The sequence below is a fragment of the Citrobacter sp. CK188 genome, from assembly GCF_030333525.1.
GTDB classification, from domain to species: domain Bacteria; phylum Pseudomonadota; class Gammaproteobacteria; order Enterobacterales; family Enterobacteriaceae; genus Citrobacter_B; species Citrobacter_B koseri.
The window spans coordinates 361,290-383,089 of sequence record NZ_JAOWFU010000029.1; the positions used below are offsets into that span (position 1 = coordinate 361,290).

Here is a 21,800-nt window from a genome sequence, read left to right on the forward strand (position 1 = left end):
ATGTCTAAAAAAAGAGTTTATGTTGCCGGACATCGCGGTATGGTGGGATCGGCAATTTGCCGCGTTCTGGAAGGGCGAGATGACGTTGAACTGGTCGTCAGAGCTCATGCTGAACTTGATTTAACCTCTCAGGAAGAGGTTAAGAAATTTTTTGCTGCAGAACAAATCGATCAGGTTTATCTGGCGGCTGCTAAGGTGGGAGGCATACATGCCAATAACACCTATCCCGCTGAATTTATCTACCAGAATCTTATGATCGAATGCAATATTATCCATTCTGCTCATGAGTCTGGGATCCAAAAGCTTCTTTTCCTCGGATCCAGTTGCATCTATCCGAAGCTGGCGGAACAACCGATGAAGGAAACAGCGCTGCTTACCGGCACGCTGGAGCCTACCAATGAGCCGTATGCCATCGCCAAAATCGCCGGTATCAAGCTATGCGAATCCTATAATCGCCAGTATGGACGTGACTATCGCAGCGTGATGCCGACGAATCTGTATGGTATTAATGATAATTTTCATCCTGAGAATTCACATGTTATCCCAGCGCTGATGAGGCGCTTCCATGAAGCTAGGGTTGAAAATCAGTCTGAGGTGGTTGTCTGGGGCACGGGAACGCCGAAGCGCGAGTTTTTATATGTAGATGATATGGCTGAAGCTTCTGTTCACGTAATGGAACTGGATGAGAAAATCTATCAGGAAAATACTCAATCCATGGTTTCGCATATTAACGTCGGCACTGGTGAAGACTGTACTATCCGTGAAATGGCTGAAACGATGGCGACCGTAGTCGGATATACGGGAAAAATCGTTTTTGACGCATCAAAGCCGGATGGAACACCCAGAAAATTAATGGACGTTAACCGCCTCAGGAACTTAGGCTGGCAGTATCGGTATAATCTGCAGGATGGTCTGCAGCTTACTTATAACTGGTATTTGTCTAATCTGAATACGACTAGGGGGTGAGTTTAAGATGAAACTGGAGTTGGCGTTATTTAAAACCATTATTGAAAACACCCCCCTGATCTCTGTCGATCTCGTAATTATCAATAAGCAGGGACAGGTGCTTTTGGGCCAGCGCCAGAATCGACCTGCTAAAGACTTTTGGTTTGTTCCCGGTGGGCGTATATATAAAGATGAGACTTTCAGGAACGCTTTTTCTAGGTTAACCGCGGAGGAGCTTAATCTTGATGTTTCATTAGAACAGGGTTTATTTCTTGGGGTATTTGAGCATTTTTATAATGATAATATCACGGGAACTGATTTTTCGACCCACTACGTGGTTCATGGTTACCAGCTAAATATCGAAGTTGACGAACAGCATCAATTCCCTGATTCACAACACAGAGTTTTTAAATGGTTCGAGCCTGAAGAGCTCTTCGCCAGTAACGATGTCCATCAGTATACTAAGAATTATTTCCTGCCAAGGTAAAAGATATGTTACTTCCAGTCATCATGGCCGGTGGCTCCGGGACTCGGCTATGGCCGCTGTCACGTACGCTTTATCCAAAACAATTCCTCTCACTAAATGGCTGCCTGACAATGTTACAAGAGACGTTGCGTCGTCTTGATAATGTTGAACATACACCTGCGTTGATCATTTGTAATGAATCTCATCGGTTCATCGTAGCGGAGCAATTACGCAAAGAGGGGTTGTCACACAGCGGGATCATGCTGGAACCAGATGGTCGTAACACTGCCCCAGCAGTTGCGCTGGCCGCTTTACAAGCGCTTTCAAAAGATGAAGATCCAACCCTCCTGGTGCTTGCAGCGGATCATGAAATTCGTGATGAAGAGAGCTTTATTCGAAGTCTTGAGGCCGCACAGCAATTTGCCAGTGAAGGCAAGCTTGTGACATTTGGTGTTGTGCCCACCTCTGCCGAAACGGGATATGGCTATATTAAAACGGGCGATAAACTAAAAGGCGAAGGGTATCAGGTTGCTGCCTTTGTTGAAAAACCCAATGCGGAAGTGGCTAACCGCTACTTCACTGACGGAGGATATCTCTGGAATAGTGGAATGTTCATGTTTAAAGCTTCAGTCTTTATAAATGAGCTGCAAAAGTTTCGCCCGGATATTCTGGCTTCTTGTAAACAGTCTTTAGCTTCGGCGACACAGGATCTTGATTTTATTCGGCTTGATAACGCTTCATTTAAAAGCTGTCCTGAAGAATCGATAGACTATGCGGTGATGGAAAAAACGTCAGAAGCGATCGTTGTTCCGCTGGATGCTAAATGGAGCGACGTCGGCTCCTGGTCTGCCCTGTGGGATATCAGCCAGAAAGACGAGTACGGAAACACAATCCGCGGTGACATCATTGTCGAAGACTCATCTAATAGCTATCTCTATTCTCAACATCGCCTGATCGGCGTGGTGGGTGTTGAGGATATGGTTGTTGTTGAAACAAAAGATGCGATTCTGGTTGCTCATAAAGATAAAGTGCAGCAGGTCAAAAAAATTGTTTCCCGGCTCAAAGAAACTAACCGGTCAGAATATTTACAGCATCGGGAAATTTTCCGCCCCTGGGGCAGCCATGATACTATAGCCGAAGGTCAGCGTTATCAGGTTAAACATGTCATCGTATTGCCTGGACAGATTACAGCTAAACAGATTCATTATCACAGAACAGAGCATTGGGTAGTCGTATCTGGAACAGCTAAAGTTCATCTCGAAGAAAAAACATACTTGGTTTCAGAAAACGAATCCACTTACATTCCCGTTGGCACCCCACATGCAATCGAAAATCCTGGCAAGATTCCATTGGAAATAATTGAAGTACGTTCCGGAGTTTATCTTGAAGAGGATGATGTCGTGCGAGTATCTTCCTCAGGAGTTGGTTATTAATGCGAGTATCAATTATCACAGCCACTTATAATAGTGAGAAAACTCTCGCTGATACATTATTTTCATTAGAAAATCAGACATATCAAAATATTGAGTACATTATTGTTGATGGTGCTTCAAAAGATAACACTTTAGATCTTGTCCGTGAGAAATGTAGTAGGGTAAGTAAAATTATCAGCGAGTCGGACAAAGGTATCTATGATGCTCTAAATAAGGGTATCAATGCCGCAGCGGGTGATATTATTGGTTTTTTACACTCCGATGATATGCTCGCCTATGATAATGTAATCGAAAATATCGTAAATGCCTTTAAGTCGAGTGGTAGTGATGCAGTATATGGTGATCTTGAATACGTCGGTCAGGAAGACACCGGCAAGCGAATTCGCCTGTGGAAAAGTGGAATATTCAGCCGTAACAAAATGAAGCTGGGTTGGATGCTGCCACATCCGTCTTTTTATATGAAACGTTCATGTTATCAAGAGCATGGAGGTTTTTCGTTAAGTTATCGCATATCTGCTGATTACGATTCTTTATTACGTTATATCTATACCAAGCGTGTTACTGTTTCATATCTGCCAAAAATACTGGTCAAAATGCGCGTAGGTGGAATAAGCAACCGTTCGTTAAGTACTATGTTTTGTAAATCAAAGGAAGATATAAAGATTATGAAGAGTAACGGTATTGTATGGCCGCTTGCGCTCGCATTTAAAAATCTTTCGAAACTTCCGCAGTTTATCAAGAAGTAAATCTTATGCTCAATACACAAGAAGTTATCAAAAACAGTGGGGTTACCTTTGGTACAAGTGGTGCCAGAGGCCTGGTAGTTGATTTTACGCCTGATCTGTGTGCCGCATTTGTTCACGCTTTTTTGCAAATATTAACTAAGCGATATGATGTTAAAAAAGTAGCGTTAGCCATTGATAATCGTCCAAGTAGCTACCTGATTGCCCAAGCTTGTGCTGCGGCTATTATCGGACAGGGACATGAAGTGGAATTCCAGGGAACAATACCGACACCTGCGCTTGCCTATTATACTGCAATAAACGCTATTCCTGGCATAATGGTTACAGGCAGTCATATTCCTTTTGACAGGAACGGTCTCAAGTTTTACAGACCGGATGGCGAAATTTCCAAAAGCGATGAATCCGCAATTTTATCCGAAGTATACCATTTTCCTGAATCGCAGTGGTTGCCAAATCTGATTGAGCAGAAAGATGCTGCCGATTTATATGTGAAACGATATACTTCACTGTTTGACAGCAGTCTTTTGGCGGGCAAGATGATTGGTATCTACGAGCATTCGAGCGCGGGCAGAGATATTTATCCACTTATTTTCAAGCAATTAGGTGCAGAAATTATCTCATTAGGGCGTAGCGATGAGTTTGTGCCTATTGATACCGAGGCCGTCAGTGATAAAGATCGGGCGCTGGCGCAAAAATGGGTGCACGAGTATCAGCTTGATGCTATTTTTTCTACTGATGGAGATGGTGATCGTCCCCTTATCTCCGATGAAAATGGTGAATGGCTAAGAGGTGATATCCTTGGCCTTTTGGCTTCACTTCAACTGAATATTCAGGCTTTAGCTGTTCCGCTTAGTTGCAATACGGCTATTGAATTAACTTCTCAGTTCAGGAAAGTAGAACGTACACGGATTGGATCTCCGTATGTTATTTCAGCTTTTGCTGACTTAAAGGATTATCAGTCTGTTGCCGGTTTTGAGGCCAATGGCGGTTTCCTTTTGGCTTCTGATATCAATGTGAACAGCTCAGTTTTAAGAGCTTTGCCTACCAGAGACGCAGTTTTACCTGCTTTGATGTTGCTGGTTAGAGCTAAAAAAGAAAAAATATCTGACATTGTCAAAAGTTTGCCCGCACGCTTTACATGGTCCGACAGAATACAGAACTTTCCTGCAGAAAAAAACGTGGCGCTTTTTGATAAAATTAAGACTGATCCCGATGGGTTTATATCAGATAGTGGTTTCGCTTCTTTATCAGTTAAGGATATCAATCTGTTGGATGGCATACGCTTGACATTAAACAATGATGATATCTTACATCTAAGAGCATCAGGAAATGCCCCTGAACTCCGCTGTTATGCTGAGTCTACTAGCGAAATGAAGGCGAAGCAGTACGTAAATATTACAATAAGTAATATTGAGACGTCTAAGTAGTCGCTGTTGATAGACGTGATTTGCGATATTAGATGGCCATGACTGCCTTCTCTTTTTATTGAAATATGATAAGCTAATCAAAATAGCATGGGTTCTATGAAAAAATTCTATTTTATTTTTTTATTATTCACGATTTCTGTTAATTTATTAGCTTATTTATTTCCTCAGTCCTTTGTCGTGCTGGATGATGGTTATTATATTTTCTGCCTGATATCATATATTATTCTTGTTTTTCTAAGCTCTTATGACAAAAAAGAAATCACTACACTACTGGTTTTTCAGGCACCGTTTGGTTTATTTATTCTTGGCCGATTTATTGGCCATTATCTCGATCCCGGACTTAAAATTGAGTCAATAGATTTTTTCTATAACATAAATCTGAGTAGTGAAGAAGTAATTAAGTACCTTTCAGTCTATATGCTGTTTTTCGATATGGTATTTTTAGGCTATTTGATACCGCCATTTAGAGTGGGAAATGCACTGTTCAAACTTGAAATTAACAAAGATATTATCAGCTATTTCTCATATTTGATTATCGTAATAACTGTTATTGGCATTTTTCTTGTTCTGAAAGACCTTTATGCCACCGTTAGCCAGTACGGATACGCAGCGTTATATATTGTAAAGAAAGAAAATGCCAATGATTCTTCCAGCATTTTCATTACGCTGCTACTGGTTACGATTGGTTTGGTTGCTAAAGAGAATTGCCGGAGGCCTTTAAATATCCTGATGATTGTCTTATTTTGCTATAGCTTTGCGCTTTTGTTCATGGGGGCGCGTGGCCCAATGATGACATACATAATATTATGGCTCTGGCTGTACAAGAAAAATATCAATATTGTTAAGCTGGGGATTGCTGCTTTAATTATACTGGCGAGCGTGCAGTATATGAGCGCAATGATGAGAACGACAAGTTCGCAATATAATATGCTGGCGAAAATTCTCTATGATATGGGGACAACATTTATTGTTCTGCCGTTTGGTTCGTATATTTCAGACTGGCCTGGTGTAGCGTTAGTTCAAAATTTCATTCCCATGGCATCACGGTTAGCTTCATTCTTCATCGACTTCAATCCCTATGATGCTAACCTCGCAAATTACCTTGGTTTTTATCTGAATCCAGAATTGTACTGGAAAGGGGTTGGTCTGGGGTGGACTGTCGTACTGGACTTTTCCATATATGCGCAGGGGAGTATTATTCTGCTCGCTCTCTTTGCAATAATATTTGGTATTGTGCTGCGTAACTTGGATGGCTTCTCTTCAAGTAACAGTATCAAGTATGGATTGGCTACGACGATTATCTTACCGTTAGGTTTCCTGTATCGATCCGGATTATTTTCTGTCGTCCCCCTTGCTGTATATTTTTTAATGATGCTTCTTATTCTTTCTTTCGTTTCGACTCTGATTAGGCGGATTAACTTTGGCAATTAAGAATTTTATTTATCAGTTCTCTGATAAAATATTCAGGATTGTGTATATTTTCTTAATGACATATATTGCTGCTAAAGTTTTAGGAAACATAGGCTTTGGTGAGTTTTCGTTATTAGCTACTACCATTACGATAGCTTTAGGGGTCGGTACTTTCGGTTTCGAACATACTCTGGTTAAGAAAATAACAGAAAATGTTGAAAGCGAGCAACAGTATGAATGGTTGTTTGCTGGTATATCGGTACGCTTGGCAGTAGCTATTTTTTTGCTAATTTGTGGTCACTTTGTAATAAATAATAAAACATTCTACATAATTTTTTGTATCGTTTGTATTTTAAATGTGTTGAATACCTATGAATATTACCTAATATCCCATATGCGTGGTGAAGTGATATTCTGGGGAAGGATCTGTTCTTACGCAATAACGATAATTTTCCTGTTTTTTGTTTACTTCTCCGATCATAGCCGTTGGGTGTATTTTGTGTTCGTGTTAGAGCCGATTATATATGGCTCGTGGTGCTATCTAAATATGCATCGCGGCAGACGACAGGCATATTCATTAGCAAGAGCTATTTTTGATGTTAAGAAAATACGCGAGTTATTCACCACTAGCTTCCCATTCATGCTTTCTTCCTTTGCAATAATAATCTATATGAGGATGGATGTTTATTTTATCGACTATTTCCTCGGTAAGGGTGCTGTGGGGCAGTATAGCTTGGCTGTAAGATTTGCTGAAGCAGCAAACTTTTTGCCTATCGTCATTGCTAACTCGGTGTATCCATGGCTGGTCAGAAATCAAAATAAAATAAACTACCGAAAATTTTTCGATGGCCTATTTTTGGCATCTATGGTTGTCCTGATACCAGCAAGCATTGGAGGTACGCTGGTTATAAAATATTTCTTTGGTGCCGAATATCAACAATCAATTCCTCTATTTATCATTTTGATGCTCCAGGTTATTCCCGTCTTTATCGGGATTGGCCGGGCCAAGGTACTGGTTTTGGAGAATCTGCAGAGATATATTCCCTTCTTCGTCTTTTCTGGGGTTGCGCTAAATGCTTTATTGAATCTAGCGCTCATACCTCTTATGGGTACTAAAGGTGCGGCAATTGCGACTGTGATAAGTCAATTCTCGACTACTTTACTTATTCCGTTATTTATACCTCGCGTGCGGGATATTTCCCTGTTAATGCTTAAAAGTATTATTACCTGTGGTTTTTCTCTACTGCATTCGGTTTATCAAAGGTGTAAGAATAATGATAGTTAATATTTTTGGTGATGTGTATTTTAAATCACAAGACATTGTTTTAACTGACTCAGTGGAAAAATTATTAAAAGCCGCTGACAGAAATATCGTTAACTTCGAGGCTCCTGTTGTTGATAATAATGAGCAGCCCAGAGAAAAAGTTGGGGCAGTTTTAAAACACGATCTCGCGGTTGTCGAAAAATTAAAAAGAATGTCGATTACAGATGTTTGTATCGCTAACAACCATTATTACGATTATGGCATTCGGGCAGCTGAAAATAGCAGTGAGATTCTTAAAGACCATGGTTTTGTGATCCATGGTGAGTATGGCAAAGACTATCAGAAAATCATTTCTGATGATGGAACTATCAAAGTAGCCATATTCAACGTTGCAGAATCAGAATATGGCGTGAGCGTTAATGATAAACCCGGGTTTACTTCAGTTTTAGATACTTCGCTCTACAATCAATTGGCGAAAGCGTTAAATAATGGCTTTAAAGTCATTCTGATCGTGCATGCCGGCCTTGAAAATGAACTTTCTCCTTTGCTTTCGTGGTCAGAAATCTACCGAAAATTCATTGATTTTGGTGTTTGTGCAGTTGTCGCCCATCATCCCCATGTTCCTCAGCGATACGAATATTATAAGGATGGCGTGATCTATTATAGTCTTGGGAATTTTGTTTTTCAGGGCGGCGGAAGTCATGAGTATAGTAATGTAGGCCAGTGCGTTTCCTTTAAGTTTGACTCGGCAGGGTTCGAAGCTAGTGTGTATTATACGCGATATGATAATAGCACATTAGATATCTATGATAGGGCTGATGAGCTTGATGATTTACTGAACCACAAAGTTGCAAAATATCATAAGGTTACTGAGGAAGAATATAATAAGTATTGCAAGATTGACTATAAAAGATTTATAAGCGCGATGGTATATAAAACGCCGTTGGTGCGACTGCCATTTTTTAAGAATCGTTCAAAAAGGCAATTTGATTTTCATCTGCATAACCTGAGATTTGAAACCCACCGATTTGTGCAACTGGAGTATCTGGAGGATAAATTAAAATGATTGGAGTTGTAGGTATAACAATATATCCTGTCAGTAGTAAATTATCATCTTTATGGGAAAAGACAATTAAGGAGAATATAAAATCAGCTTTTCCTGTAGAATTCATTGAATTTAGCCATAATAATTTTATTATCCAACTTTGCGTTAACGATAAATATCAGTGTGATACCAAAGCTGAAGAGATTTTTATCGGTAAAGTAAATGAGTCACATATCTTCTCTGTAGACGATCACGGGCTTGGTATTGCTCTTGAGGCCGATCAGATAACAGTAAAAAATGACTGGCTGGCATCGTTGCCGTTGTTCTATAATGAAGAAACAAAAGTAGTTTCCACTTTTTACAATGCGGTTATTGATTCAATCTCGTTTGATAAAACGGGGTGTAACGCCTATTTCCGCTACGGCTACAGCTTTCAAGGCAGCACGCCATTTGAAAACATCAAATTTTTGACACCCAATAGTACTATCAGGCTTGGGGTTGAACGGTTCGAAATAATCAAAAACCCTCGTTTTTCTGATGATATAACCCGTCTTACCAAAAATAAGTCTACGGCTAATGAAATAATTTCTGAGATAAAAGATTATCTAGATAGCAAAATTGATAAACGAGAGAAAATTGTTCTTCCCCTTTCCGGTGGTCTGGACTCACGATTACTGGCAGGTGTTGTCAGTAAAGAAAACGTGTATGCTTTTACCTACAGCGGCAACAGTAAAAATTATGAGTCAGTGAATGCATCCATTGTCGCTGAAAGACTTTCAATGCCTTGGCAGCGGATTCCCTTAACAAATTTCTATGGATTAATGGGGCAATGGGTAGATCTCTATGGCGCAAGTGAACATGCTCATGGTATGTATCATATTGATTTCTATAGAAAAATATGTAGTGATAGTGCCTATGATATGTTGCTAAGCGGTATATTTGCGGACATCTGGGCTGGTAATAACCCGGTAGAAATAAAATCAGTAGCTGATATTCAGCAATTGGGTTATTCACATGGTTTGAATCTGTCTCAGGATATTTTCGGGAAACTGAAAGAGTTTGATGATGACGCTGTTCTGGAAAACCAATATCTTACTGAGCTCAGAAACGAAGGGTTATTAACATTTGATGCCTTAAATCGTATTCAGATGAAAATAATTTTGATAAGTTATTTAATGACCTTACCACGTTTTTTTGGATTAAACACCGTAACGCCGTTCCTGAATAAGGAAATAGCCGTCAAAATGCTTTCTTTGCCAGAAGACGAAAGACGTAATCGTAAATGGCAAAAGGAGATACTTAGAGATTTAGGTCTGGAGATTAAAGAGACGTGGAACCCATTAAAAAGTAATTATGTAAATAACCTCGATCTACTGGCTTATAAAAGAAGTGATTTTACTAATATTAAAGTCATCATGCGTTCCACCGATCTGAGTTGTTTGTTTAAAGATTCGGTAAGTTATAATCACTTATTTGATGATGTTGGTGAACTTTCTTTTTGGCAAGAAGCTAATATGTATCTTAACTCCACTCGTGGTGTTAATCGCATCATGAAAAAACTCAATATGAGTTCGCACAAATTAAAAAATCTAAGAGATTTGCAGGTTTTATTCCCACTGGCATATATCAGAAATAAGTGGGACGCAGCATGAAAAAAGTTATCTTCGTTCAGCCGGCTATTCCTAAATATCGCATTCCGTTTTTTCACCGTTTAGAAAAAATTTATGATGTTGAAATTTTTTCTAACAAAGTCGACTTTCTGGGCGTGAAATCGGTTGATGATTTTGCAAATGTCAAATGGGGAAGAGGATTTTCGGTAATTTTCAATAAACTGTTCTGGCATCGCAGGTTGCCCTTGATTAGAGGGATAAACAAGGGTGATATCGTTGTTGTCAACGGCAACCCTCGAATTTTGAACTACATGCTTCTGCTGCTGCTGTGTAAAATTCGTGGCATCAAAACGATCTGGTGGGGACACGGATGGTCTGCTGGCTCGTATGGATTTTTCGCCTCATTACGTATTAAGATGATGCGTATAGCTAATGTTGTTTTAGTCTATACCGAATATGAAAGAGAACAGTTGGGTAGAGAAAACTGTTATGCTTTGAATAACGGTCTTGATTCAGACGTCATACGCCAGGCGATCGCAGGCAGCAATATGGTTCATCACTTCAGCGATCATACTCGCTTGCTTTTTGTCGGCCGGATAACCCAAAAGGCCAATCTTGCTTTCGTTATTGAGGCAATGCAGCATTTAGCGCCCAAAGTTACGCTCTCAGTCATAGGTGATGGCACGCTTAAAAAAGAGCTGATGCACTTAGCGCAATCGAAAGGTGTTGCTCAAAGAATCATATGGTATGGCGCAATGTTTAGTGAGGATGATATCGCACGCGTTATGCTTCAAGCTGATGTTTTTGTTTACCCCGGCTCTGTAGGTTTGAGTTTAATCCATGCGTTTAATTATGGATTGCCAACGGTTGTGCATAATTCACGAGAGATGCATATGCCTGAGTATGCTGCTTTCAGAAACGGGTTCAATGGTTTCGGGTATGCTGAAAATGACATTGAATCTTTTTGCCACGCGATCAATAACTATGCCGGGCTTCCGGTAGAGCAGAAGGTGATTCTCAGAGATAATGCTTTCGAAACGGTGCGAAAAACATTCAATGTGGAAGATATGGTTTTACGCTTCACGGCTACCGTGAAAAATTTTGATAAAAAATAATATTTGCGGTCTTGTATGCTTGCAGTTTTATAAAAAATCAGTTGTCAAACATATTCTTCTAGAATAGCGCTATACCGCAATAAATACTATTGACCGTTACCGTTCCTGAGTTAACATCTAAGTCACATTCACACCGCACACAAGTCGCGCGGTGACCACACCTGACAGGAGTATGTAATGTCCAAGCAACAGATCGGCGTCGTCGGTATGGCAGTGATGGGGCGCAACCTGGCGCTCAACATCGAGAGCCGTGGTTATACCGTCTCCGTTTTCAACCGCTCCCGTGAAAAGACCGAAGAAGTGATTGCCGAGAACCCAGGCAAAAAACTGGTGCCTTACTACACGGTAAAAGAGTTTGTTGAATCCCTTGAAACGCCTCGTCGTATCCTGTTAATGGTGAAAGCAGGGGCGGGCACTGATGCTGCTATCGATTCCCTGAAGCCGTATCTGGATAAAGGCGACATCATCATTGATGGTGGTAACACGTTCTTCCAGGACACTATCCGTCGTAATCGCGAACTTTCTGCTGAAGGCTTTAACTTCATTGGTACCGGTGTTTCCGGTGGTGAAGAAGGGGCGCTGAAAGGCCCATCTATCATGCCTGGCGGTCAGAAAGAAGCCTACGAACTGGTTGCGCCGATTTTGACTAAAATTGCCGCAGTTGCAGAAGATGGCGAACCTTGCGTGACCTATATTGGTGCCGATGGTGCTGGTCACTATGTGAAAATGGTTCACAACGGTATCGAATACGGTGACATGCAGCTAATCGCAGAAGCCTATTCTTTGCTGAAAGGTGGCCTGAATCTGTCTAACGAAGAGCTGGCAGAGACTTTCACTGAGTGGAACAAAGGCGAGCTGAACAGCTACCTGATCGACATCACCAAAGACATCTTCACCAAAAAGGATGAAGAGGGTAAATATCTGGTTGATGTGATTCTGGATGAAGCGGCAAACAAAGGCACCGGTAAATGGACCAGCCAGAGTTCTCTGGATCTGGGCGAGCCGCTGTCGCTGATCACGGAATCCGTTTTTGCACGTTATATCTCTTCTCTGAAAGAGCAGCGTGTCGCAGCGTCTAAAGTGTTGTCGGGACCTAAAGCGCAGCTTGCGGGTGACAAAGCGGAATTTATCGAGAAAGTTCGTCGCGCGCTCTACCTCGGCAAGATCGTCTCTTACGCACAAGGGTTCTCCCAGCTGCGTGCCGCTTCTGACGAATACAACTGGGATCTGAACTACGGCGAAATTGCGAAGATCTTCCGTGCCGGCTGCATTATTCGTGCACAGTTCTTGCAGAAAATCACCGACGCATATGCAGAAAATGCGGGTATCGCTAACCTGCTGCTGGCACCGTACTTCAAGAAAATCGCGGACGATTATCAGCAAGCGCTGCGTGATGTGGTTGCGTATGCCGTGCAGAATGGTATCCCGGTTCCGACGTTCTCTGCCGCTGTTGCCTACTACGACAGCTATCGCGCAGCCGTTCTTCCTGCGAACCTGATCCAGGCGCAGCGTGACTACTTTGGGGCGCATACGTATAAGCGTACTGATAAAGAAGGCGTGTTCCACACAGAGTGGCTGGATTAATCTGATTTAGCAGTCGATAAAAATAAGGCCCGGAGTGTTCCTCCGGGCTTTTTTATTGCGTGAAACGGTATGTGGCAGGGAATAAAGCACAAGGCGCTCAGAGAATGAAGATATAATATGGGTTTTCTGTCCGATGGGACTCCTTGACAGCTTATCAACATCAGGGGTAAAAAGCCCAACAGTTGTTTAGGTTGTAGGGGGTAGCTGTAACCCCTCAAACGTTTAACCAGAAGAAGTCAGAGCTAATGAAAATAACTATCTCAGGAACAGGTTATGTAGGTCTTTCGAACGGTATCCTGATTGCACAGAACCATGAAGTGGTTGCGCTGGACATTGTGCAGGCTAAAGTGGATATGCTTAACAAGAAGCAATCGCCGATTGTCGATAAAGAAATTGAAGAGTATCTGGAAACAAAAGATCTCAACTTTCGTGCAACGACAGATAAGCATGATGCGTACAAGAATGCCGATTACGTTATCATTGCAACACCAACTGATTATGATCCTAAAACTAACTACTTTAATACCTCCAGTGTTGAAGCCGTTATCCGTGATGTGACTGAAATCAATCCTCAGGCAGTGATGATTATCAAATCTACTATTCCGGTAGGTTTTACCCAGTCTATTAAAGAGAGTCTGGGAGTGGATAACGTTATTTTTTCCCCCGAGTTCCTGCGCGAAGGTAAAGCACTTTATGATAATTTGCATCCTTCGCGGATTGTGATTGGTGAACGCTCTGAGCGTGCGGAGCGATTCGCTGCTTTGCTACAGGAAGGCGCCATAAAACAGGATATTCCAACCCTGTTTACTGATTCGACGGAAGCAGAGGCGATTAAGCTTTTTGCTAATACTTATCTTGCGATGCGCGTTGCTTACTTTAATGAACTTGATAGCTATGCGGAAAGTTTAGGACTGAATACCCGACAAATTATTGAAGGTGTGTGTCTGGATCCTCGTATTGGCAATCATTACAACAATCCTTCATTCGGTTACGGCGGTTATTGTCTGCCGAAAGATACGAAGCAACTTCTGGCGAATTATCAGTCAGTGCCAAACAATATTATCTCCGCGATCGTGGATGCGAACCGGACGCGTAAAGATTTTATTGCAGATGCCATCCTGTCCAGAAAACCCAAAGTGGTGGGCATCTATCGTCTGATTATGAAGAGCGGTTCTGATAATTTCCGTGCGTCTTCAATTCAGGGGATTATGAAGCGAATCAAAGCTAAAGGTGTGGAAGTTATTATTTACGAACCGGTTATGAAGGAAGCGTCGTTCTTTAATTCCCGCCTTGAACGTGATTTGAATACGTTTAAACAGCAGTCCGACGTGATTATCTCCAACCGCATGGCGTCTGAACTGCTGGATGTTCAGGACAAAGTTTATACACGCGATCTCTTTGGCAGTGATTAACCTTCTGTTATTGGGGCTACAATAGCCCCTGATTGGCTATCAAAGTGTTTGAAATAATCCGTAAATTTTATCAATAATCCTATAGCATTAACGATGTTTATGACTACACTGTCTCCAGCTTAAGCATTTTCTTAGTTAGGGTACTGATGACAGTGAACAATAACAATGCTACCGGGCGCAGTAATGACCCGGAACAGATTGATTTGATTGATTTAGTGATGCAATTGTGGCGCGGAAAAATGACAATCTTTGTGTGTGTCATTGTCGCAATTCTATTGGCTGTTGGTTACATCCTGGTAGCGAAAGAGAAATGGACCTCTACCGCCATCATCACCCAGCCTGATGTAGGGCAAATTGCTGCCTACAACAACGCGCTGAATGTGCTGTACGGTGATAATGCGCCCAAGGTAACTGATGTTCAGACGAATTTTATTGGCCGATTTAGCACGTCCTTTTCGGCATTAGCAGAAACGCTGGATAATCAGGAAAAACCGGAAAAACTGACAATAGAGCAGTCAGTAAAAGGGCAGCAGTTACCACTGGCCGTCTCTTACGTCGGAGAGTCTGCGGAAGGAGCGCAACGCCAGTTAGCAGAGTATATCCAGCAGGTAGATGAGAGCGTTGCGAAAGAACTGGAAGCGGATCTGAAAGATAACATCAAGTTGCAGACAACTACGCTTGAGGACTCGTTAAAAACGCAGGAAGTGGTCGCGCAGGAGCAAAAAGATTTGCGTATCAAGCAAATTCAGGAAGCATTGCGTTATGCGGAACAGGCGAATGTTATAAAGCCACAAATTCAGCAAACTCAGGATGTCACCCAGGACAGTATGTTCCTTCTTGGTAGTGATGCGCTGAAATCAATGATCGAACACGAGGCCACGCGTCCGCTGGTTTTCTCTGGGGCCTACTATCAGACCAAGCAAAATCTGCTGGATATCGGAAATCTGAAAATCGAAACCGCATCCATTCACGCCTACCGTTACGTCATGAAGCCGACGCTACCGATTCGTCGTGACAGTCCGAAAAAGGCAATTACGCTGGTTCTGGCGGTATTGCTGGGCGGGATGATTGGTGCGGGTGTGGTGCTGGGACGTAATGCGTTACGTAACTATAAGCCGAAAGCGCAGTAATTTATTGTTATCCTGGATGGCGCTACGCTTATCCGACCTACAAAAAACCGGGCATTGCCCGGTTTTTTCGTATCTGAAGCTATTGATGACGCTTACGTAAATTCTCAATGACGGTCGTTAAATCGAGGTCCTGGTCCTGTAGCAGCACCAGCAGGTGGTACATCAGGTCGGAGGCTTCATTGGTCAGCTCAAAACGGTCATGTACCGTTGCGGCCAGCGCGGTCTCAACACCTTCTTCACCCACTTTCTGCGCGATACGCTTGGTGCCGCTGGCGTAAAGCTTTGCCGTGTAAGAGCTTGCCGGGTCGGCAGTTTTACGCTCGGCTAACAGTTGCTCAAGCTGATACAGGAATAACCACTGATGGCTGGCATCCCCAAAGCAGCTGCTGGTGCCTTTGTGGCAGGTTGGTCCAATTGGATTGGCCAGCACCAGCAGTGTGTCGTTATCACAATCCGGCGCAATGCGGACTACCTTCAGGAAGTGGCCGGATGTTTCGCCTTTGGTCCACAAACGCTGTTTGGTTCGTGAGAAGAAAGTGACGTTGCCGCTTTCGATTGTTTTATCCAGCGCTTCAGGGGTCATGTAACCCAGCATCAACACTTCACCGGATACCGCATGTTGCACGACAACCGGCATCAATCCGTCGGTTTTTTCCCAGTCGAGTTCGCGGCGCTGTTGCTCTGTTAACATATCCTGATCTCCACGCCCTGTGCTTCCAGGTACGCTTTTAATTCACCAATATTAATAATCTGTTTGTGGAAGACGGAGGCAGCAAGCGCCCCGTCGACATCGGTATCGCGGAAGGCTTCAAGGAAGTGCTCCATCGTGCCCGCGCCGCCGGAGGCAATCAGCGGTACATGACAGATGTCACGGACTTTTTTCAGTTGCTCCAGATCGTAACCGTTACGCACGCCGTCCTGATTCATCATGTTAAGCACGATTTCACCGGCCCCGCGTTTTTGCACTTCCTGCACCCAGTCGAGAGTTTCCCACTGCGTCACGCGGGTACGGCTTTCATCGCCGGTATACTGGTTGACGTGATACTTGCCGGTTTCGGCATCAAACCAGGTATCAATGCCCACGACAATGCACTGTACGCCAAAGCGGTCAGCAAGACGGGTGATCAGCGTTGGATCGGCCAGCGCAGGGGAGTTGATGGAAATTTTATCGGCGCCGAAAGAGAGGATTTTAGCGGCGTCATCAATAGACCTGATGCCACCCGCGACACAGAATGGAATGTCGATCACTTCCGCGACGCGCGACACCCAACTCTTATCAACCACGCGCCCGTCACTGGAGGCGGTAATATCATAGAACACCAGCTCGTCTGCACCTTCATCGGCATAGCGTTTTGCCAGCGGGACGATATCGCCGATGATTTCATGATTGCGGAACTGTACGCCTTTTACCACCTGACCATCGCGTACGTCCAGGCAAGGGATTATACGTTTTGCCAGCATTGGATGGCCTCCTTAACGGTAAATTTACCTTCCAGTAGGGCGCGGCCGACAATCACGCCGCGAACGCCCGTGCCGCGCAGAGCGGCCACGTCTTCAATCCCGCCAATTCCGCCGGAAGACTGAAAGGCGACCTGTGGATATTTCGCGCACACTTCGTCATACAGTGAGACGTTGGAACCCGCCAGCGTGCCGTCACGGGAGATATCGGTGCACAGTACATGCTTCAGGCCAACTGACAGATAAGTCTCGACCAGCTCTTCCAGCGAAACGCCGGAGTTCTCCTGCCAGCCGCTGACGGCAACCTGTTTGTTGCCCCGATCATCAATACGCACATCCAGCGCCAGCACCAGCGCGTCAGCGCCAAAGCGCTCAAACCAGCCTTTGACCACCTCGGGAGATTTGACCGCCGTGGAGCCGACCACCACGCGGGCAACGCCTGCGTCCAACAGCGCCGCAACATCGTCTTCAGTACGCACGCCGCCGCCAACCTGCACGGGCACGTTCACACCCGCGACCAGCGTTTTAATCAGCGGGATCTGCCGTCTGGCCGGATCTTTCGCCCCGGTCAAATCGACCAGATGCAGCACTTCGGCGCCCTGGGCGGCATAATCCCGCAGACGGGGAAGGGGATCGTTACCGTAATCACGCTGCCGGGCGTAGTCGCCCTGATGGAGACGCACTACGGTGCCATCGATCAAATCTAATGCCGGAATAATCATCACATCTCCAGGAAGTTTTTCAGCAACTGCGCGCCAGCGGTGCCGGAGCGTTCCGGGTGGAACTGCACGCCGAAGAAATTGTCTTTTTGCACTGCCGCAGTGAAGGGTTCGCCGTAGTTGCATTGAGCAATGGTCCACGGATTGACGGGCATAGCGTAGCTGTGAACAAAGTAGAACCAGGCGCCATCTTCAATGCCCTGGAAAAGACGATTACCCGCCTGCGGGTAAACGCGGTTCCAGCCCATATGCGGGAGCGGCAGGCCAAAATCGGTCATCTTCGGGACGTCCTGGTCAATAATGCCCAGAAGGTCGACGCCGTTTGTCTCTTCACTGTGGCGCCCGAGGATCTGCATGCCTAAACAAATTCCCAGAACGGGCTGGGTACAAGCCTTAATCAATTCGACAAGCTCACGCTCGCGCAACTGATCCATCGCCGCCTGGGCGGTTCCCACGCCGGGCAGGAAGAGTTTGTCAGCTTTTAAGACGACCTCCGGGTCGCGGCTGACCTGCGGATCATAACCGTGGCGCGCCACGGCGGATTTCACCGAGTTCAGGTTGGCGCAGCCGGTATCAAGGATGACGACGTTCATCACAGCACTCCTTTAGAAGAAGGCAGCGTGTCGCCTTCTACCCGAATGGCCTGGCGCAACGTGCGGCCAAACGCTTTAAACAGGCTTTCTACACGGTGGTGATCGTTTTTACCTTTGGTCTTCAGGTGCAGCGTCACGCCCATGGTGTAGGAGAGCGAGCGGAAGAAGTGTTCAACCATCTCGGTGCTCAGATCGCCCACGCGCTGATAGGTAAACTCGGCTTTATATTCCAGGTGCGGGCGCCCGGAGATATCCAGTGCACAACGCGCCAGGCATTCGTCCATCGGCAGTACAAAACCGAAGCGGTTGATGCCGCGCTTATCGCCCAACGCCAGTTTTAGCGCCTCACCCAGCGCCAGACCGGTATCTTCTACCGTGTGGTGATCGTCAATATAGAGGTCGCCCTTGACCGCGATCTCCATACGGAAACCGCCATGCGTGGCGATCTGATCGAGCATATGGTCAAAGAAGCCCACGCCGGTATTGATCTTGCTGCCGCCTTCGCGATCCAGCCACACCTTGACGTCAATCTGCGTTTCTTTGGTATCGCGCTCAACGTGGGCATAGCGGTCGCGTTTTGTCAGCTGTTCGCCAATCATCGTCCAGTTCAGGGTTTCACGGTTATAACGTAACCCGTTAATGCCCATGTTTTCGGCCAACTGGATGTCGGTAGCGCGATCGCCAATCACGTAGCTGTTGGCGCTATCCATCGCCTGTTCAGCCAGATAACGTTCAACCAGCTTTACCTTCGGCTTACGGCAGTCGCACTCATCCACTGGCAGGTGCGGGCAGATCAGCACTTCATCAAACAGTACGCCCTGGGAGGTGAAAACCTGCATCATCAGGTCGTGCGGGCCGTCGAAGTCTGCCTGCGGGAAGCTCTGCGTTCCCAGCCCGTCCTGGTTGGTTATCATCACCAGCTTAAAGCCGGCTTTTTGCAGCTTCAGCAGAACCGGCACCACGTCCGGTTCAAAGGCGAGTTTGTCAAAACGATCCACCTGAAAATCACTCGGCGGTTCGGCAATCAGGGTTCCATCACGGTCAATAAAAAGATACTTCTGGCTCATACTTGCTCCGCACGTAAGGCGTCAATGACGCGCTGGCTTTCTTCGCGGGTTCCAACAGTGATACGCAGACAGCCGCTTAAAGAAGGTTGTTTATTCTGATCACGTAAGATAATGCCCTGATCCCACAGAGATTTAAACACGCTACTTGACGCGGTAAAACGTGCCAGAATGTAATTGGTTTCTGAATCGAACACCTGTTCTACGCAGGTAATCTCTTTCAGCGCATTAACCAGATACTGACGTTCCAGCAGAATCTGCGCCACCCGTTCGCGCATCGCGTTGACGCCTTGCGGCGTCAACGCCTGAGCGGCAATATCGGCGACCGGTGTAGAGAGCGGGTAGGGGGCGATGACTTTCAGCAGCAGGTTGATGACCTCTTCATTCGCCAGCGTAAATCCGCAGCGCAGACCGGCGAGCGCAAAGGCTTTGGAGAGCGTGCGTAACACCACCAGATGCGGGTATTCAGAGAGCCAGCCAGCCAGCGTCGCCTGTGGGCAGAATTCAATATAGGCTTCATCCGCCACCACAATGGCGTTGCCGCGCGTCATTTCCAGCAGAGTACGTAAATCCTGTGGATTGATAAGCTGCCCGGTCGGGTTGTTGGGGCTGCATACAAACACCACTTTAACGCCGTCGAGTTTATCGGCGATGCCCCGCAGATCCAACTGCCAGTTTTCCAGCGTCGGAACCGTCCGGCATTCAACGCCAATGGTTTCCGCGCTGACGCTGTACATGCCGTACGTTGGCGGACAATAGAGAATCGCATCTTTCCCCGGTTCGCAGAATGCGCGAATCAGCAGTTCAATACCTTCGTCTGCGCCACGGCTGACCAGCACTTGCCCGGGGTTCACTCCGGCGTACTGCGCATAATTTTCAATAACCGCTTTTGGCTGGCATTCCGGGTAGCGGTTGAGCGTTTGCTGAGTCAGCTGAAACTCCACTGCCGTCGGGAACTCATTGGCATTCAGCCAGACATCGCCATTACCGCCCAGACGGCGAGCGGACTGGTACGGCGTCAGGTTGCGAACGTTTTCCCGGGCTAAGTCGGTGACGCTGCGGGTATTTTCAGTGCTCATGCTTGCTCCTTAAGGGCGTTAACGCGCAGGGTGACAGCATTTTTGTGGGCGGTCAGCCGTTCTGCCGCAGCCAGCGTTTCAATGGTGGATGCCAGTGCGGAGAAACCCGCCTGCGACAATTCCTGAACGGTCATGCGTTTCTGGAAATCCGCCAGACCGAGGCTGGAGCAGGTGGCGGTATAACCATAGGTCGGCAGCACATGATTAGTGCCGGAAGCGTAGTCGCCTGCGGATTCCGGTGACCAGTCACCGAGAAAAACGGAACCCGCGCTGGTAATATCCTCCACCAGATCGCGTGCCTTACGGGTCTGAATGATCAGGTGTTCCGGCCCATACTGGTTCGAGATGGCGACGCACTGGGCTAAATCTTTCGTCACGATCAGACGGCTGGCGCTTAATGCCTGACGCGCCGTTTCCGCACGCGGTAACTCCGCTAACTGGCGTTCGACGGCCTCCGCGACGTTCTGTGCAATACCGGCATCCGGGGTCAGCAGGATGACCTGAGAATCCGGGCCGTGTTCCGCCTGAGAGAGCAGGTCAGACGCCACGAAATCCGGCGTGGCGCCGCTGTCGGCGATCACCAGTACTTCAGAAGGGCCGGCAGGCATATCAATTGCCGCGCCGTCGAGACGCTGGCTGACCTGGCGTTTCGCCTCGGTGACAAACGCGTTGCCGGGGCCAAAAATTTTGTCCACTTTTGGCACGGATTCGCTGCCGAACGCCAGAGCGGCAATGGCCTGGGCACCGCCGACGTTGAAGATTTCCTGCACGCCGCACAACTGCGCAGCGTAAAGGATTTCATCCGCGATAGGCGGTGGCGAGCACAGCACCACTTTTTTGCATCCGGCAATACGCGCGGGCGTGGCGAGCATTAATACGGTGGAGAAGAGCGGGGCAGAGCCGCCCGGGATATACAGGCCGACAGATGCGACAGGGCGCGTCACCTGCTGACAGCGAACGCCGGGCTGGGTTTCAACATCTACTGCCGGTAGTTTTTGCGCATTGTGGAAGGTTTCGATGTTTTTTACCGCTACCGCCATCGCCTGTTTAAGATCGTCGCTCAGACGCGCGCTGGCCGCGGCAATCTTTTCGGCGGACACTTTCAGCGCTGCGACGTTCGTTTTATCAAACTTCGCGCTGTATTCGCGCAGGGCGTCATCACCGCGTGATTTCACATTATCCAGGATCTCTGCGACGGTACGGGTAATGCTGTCGGAGGCGGAAATAGCCGGACGCATCAGCAATGCACGCTGCTGTTCAGTATTGCAGCTATTCCAGTCGATGATTGTATTAAAGCTCATGG

The 21,800-nt window shown here is 46.0% G+C and carries 20 protein-coding genes; 13 read left to right on the forward strand and 7 right to left on the reverse strand.

All coding sequences use genetic code 11. The annotated features are described in order from the left end of the window. The 13 genes from fcl to wzzB all read left to right on the forward strand — a co-directional run bounded on the left by fcl (position 1) and on the right by wzzB (position 15,584). Positions 1–966 (forward strand): GDP-L-fucose synthase, encoded by a 966-nt coding sequence (gene fcl / locus OGV67_RS06950; protein WP_200003431.1) that lies wholly within the window; start codon positions 1–3, stop codon positions 964–966. Positions 967–973: 7 nt separating this feature from the next. Then, the gene (locus tag OGV67_RS06955) at positions 974–1,432 is read left to right on the forward strand and encodes a GDP-mannose mannosyl hydrolase (protein WP_115614711.1); all 459 of its coding nucleotides are present in this window, start codon (positions 974–976) and stop codon (positions 1,430–1,432) included. A 5-nt stretch (positions 1,433–1,437) separates the two neighbouring features. Continuing rightward, positions 1,438–2,844: a mannose-1-phosphate guanylyltransferase/mannose-6-phosphate isomerase gene (locus OGV67_RS06960; protein WP_115614712.1), complete on the forward strand. Its 1,407-nt coding sequence runs from the start codon at positions 1,438–1,440 to the stop codon at positions 2,842–2,844. Beyond that, positions 2,844–3,590 carry a glycosyltransferase family 2 protein gene (locus tag OGV67_RS06965; protein WP_286465168.1) on the forward strand — a complete coding sequence of 249 codons (747 nt, stop codon included), beginning with the start codon at positions 2,844–2,846 and terminating at the stop codon, positions 3,588–3,590. Before OGV67_RS06960 ends, OGV67_RS06965 begins: the two co-directional genes overlap by 1 nt. A gap of 5 nt (positions 3,591–3,595) precedes the next feature. Continuing rightward, positions 3,596–5,014, forward strand: coding sequence for a phosphomannomutase (locus OGV67_RS06970; protein WP_115614714.1), 1,419 nt, complete (start codon positions 3,596–3,598; stop codon positions 5,012–5,014). Between the two features lie 96 nt (positions 5,015–5,110). Then, positions 5,111–6,445 (forward strand): O-antigen polysaccharide polymerase Wzy, encoded by a 1,335-nt coding sequence (gene wzy, locus OGV67_RS06975; protein WP_181899690.1) that lies wholly within the window; start codon positions 5,111–5,113, stop codon positions 6,443–6,445. Continuing rightward, on the forward strand, positions 6,435–7,709 hold the full coding sequence (locus OGV67_RS06980) for an oligosaccharide flippase family protein (protein WP_115614716.1): 1,275 nt from the start codon (positions 6,435–6,437) through the stop codon (positions 7,707–7,709). Before wzy ends, OGV67_RS06980 begins: the two co-directional genes overlap by 11 nt. After that, positions 7,699–8,754: a CapA family protein gene (locus OGV67_RS06985; RefSeq protein ID WP_115614717.1), complete on the forward strand. Its 1,056-nt coding sequence runs from the start codon at positions 7,699–7,701 to the stop codon at positions 8,752–8,754. Before OGV67_RS06980 ends, OGV67_RS06985 begins: the two co-directional genes overlap by 11 nt. After that, positions 8,751–10,385 (forward strand): asparagine synthase-related protein, encoded by a 1,635-nt coding sequence (locus OGV67_RS06990; RefSeq protein ID WP_115614718.1) that lies wholly within the window; start codon positions 8,751–8,753, stop codon positions 10,383–10,385. Before OGV67_RS06985 ends, OGV67_RS06990 begins: the two co-directional genes overlap by 4 nt. After that, a complete protein-coding gene (locus tag OGV67_RS06995; protein WP_115614719.1) occupies positions 10,382–11,458 on the forward strand; it encodes a glycosyltransferase family 4 protein in 1,077 nt (358 codons plus the stop codon). Before OGV67_RS06990 ends, OGV67_RS06995 begins: the two co-directional genes overlap by 4 nt. Positions 11,459–11,635: 177 nt before the next feature. Then, positions 11,636–13,042: an NADP-dependent phosphogluconate dehydrogenase gene (gnd, locus tag OGV67_RS07000; RefSeq protein WP_115614720.1), complete on the forward strand. Its 1,407-nt coding sequence runs from the start codon at positions 11,636–11,638 to the stop codon at positions 13,040–13,042. Between the two features lie 245 nt (positions 13,043–13,287). Next, complete coding sequence (gene ugd, locus OGV67_RS07005) at positions 13,288–14,454, forward strand: UDP-glucose 6-dehydrogenase (RefSeq protein WP_115614721.1); 1,167 nt, start codon at positions 13,288–13,290, stop codon at positions 14,452–14,454. 146 nt (positions 14,455–14,600) lie between these two features. After that, the gene (gene wzzB / locus OGV67_RS07010) at positions 14,601–15,584 is read left to right on the forward strand and encodes an LPS O-antigen chain length determinant protein WzzB (protein WP_115614722.1); all 984 of its coding nucleotides are present in this window, start codon (positions 14,601–14,603) and stop codon (positions 15,582–15,584) included. A gap of 79 nt (positions 15,585–15,663) precedes the next feature. Here wzzB and hisIE read toward each other — a convergent pair whose 3' ends face one another. From hisIE to hisD, 7 genes are read right to left on the reverse strand one after another with little or no spacing between them, the layout of a single operon-like run. After that, positions 15,664–16,275, reverse strand: coding sequence for a bifunctional phosphoribosyl-AMP cyclohydrolase/phosphoribosyl-ATP diphosphatase HisIE (gene hisIE, locus OGV67_RS07015; RefSeq protein ID WP_047462646.1), 612 nt, complete (start codon positions 16,273–16,275; stop codon positions 15,664–15,666). Beyond that, entirely contained in the window at positions 16,269–17,045 is a 777-nt protein-coding gene (hisF, locus tag OGV67_RS07020; RefSeq protein WP_058669371.1) for an imidazole glycerol phosphate synthase subunit HisF, read from the reverse strand. Before hisF ends, hisIE begins: the two co-directional genes overlap by 7 nt. Continuing rightward, on the reverse strand, positions 17,027–17,764 hold the full coding sequence (gene hisA / locus OGV67_RS07025) for a 1-(5-phosphoribosyl)-5-[(5-phosphoribosylamino)methylideneamino]imidazole-4-carboxamide isomerase (protein WP_115614723.1): 738 nt from the start codon (positions 17,762–17,764) through the stop codon (positions 17,027–17,029). The genes hisF and hisA overlap by 19 nt, the downstream gene beginning before the upstream one ends. Continuing rightward, positions 17,764–18,354: an imidazole glycerol phosphate synthase subunit HisH gene (gene hisH / locus OGV67_RS07030; RefSeq protein WP_115614724.1), complete on the reverse strand. Its 591-nt coding sequence runs from the start codon at positions 18,352–18,354 to the stop codon at positions 17,764–17,766. Before hisH ends, hisA begins: the two co-directional genes overlap by 1 nt. After that, positions 18,354–19,421, reverse strand: coding sequence for a bifunctional histidinol-phosphatase/imidazoleglycerol-phosphate dehydratase HisB (gene hisB / locus OGV67_RS07035; RefSeq protein WP_115614725.1), 1,068 nt, complete (start codon positions 19,419–19,421; stop codon positions 18,354–18,356). Before hisB ends, hisH begins: the two co-directional genes overlap by 1 nt. Beyond that, positions 19,418–20,497, reverse strand: a complete 1,080-nt coding sequence (gene hisC / locus OGV67_RS07040; RefSeq protein WP_200003430.1) for a histidinol-phosphate transaminase — start codon at positions 20,495–20,497, stop codon at positions 19,418–19,420. Before hisC ends, hisB begins: the two co-directional genes overlap by 4 nt. Continuing rightward, positions 20,494–21,798 carry a histidinol dehydrogenase gene (gene hisD / locus OGV67_RS07045; protein ID WP_115614727.1) on the reverse strand — a complete coding sequence of 435 codons (1,305 nt, stop codon included), beginning with the start codon at positions 21,796–21,798 and terminating at the stop codon, positions 20,494–20,496. The genes hisC and hisD overlap by 4 nt, the downstream gene beginning before the upstream one ends. Positions 21,799–21,800: the final 2 nt, after the last annotated feature.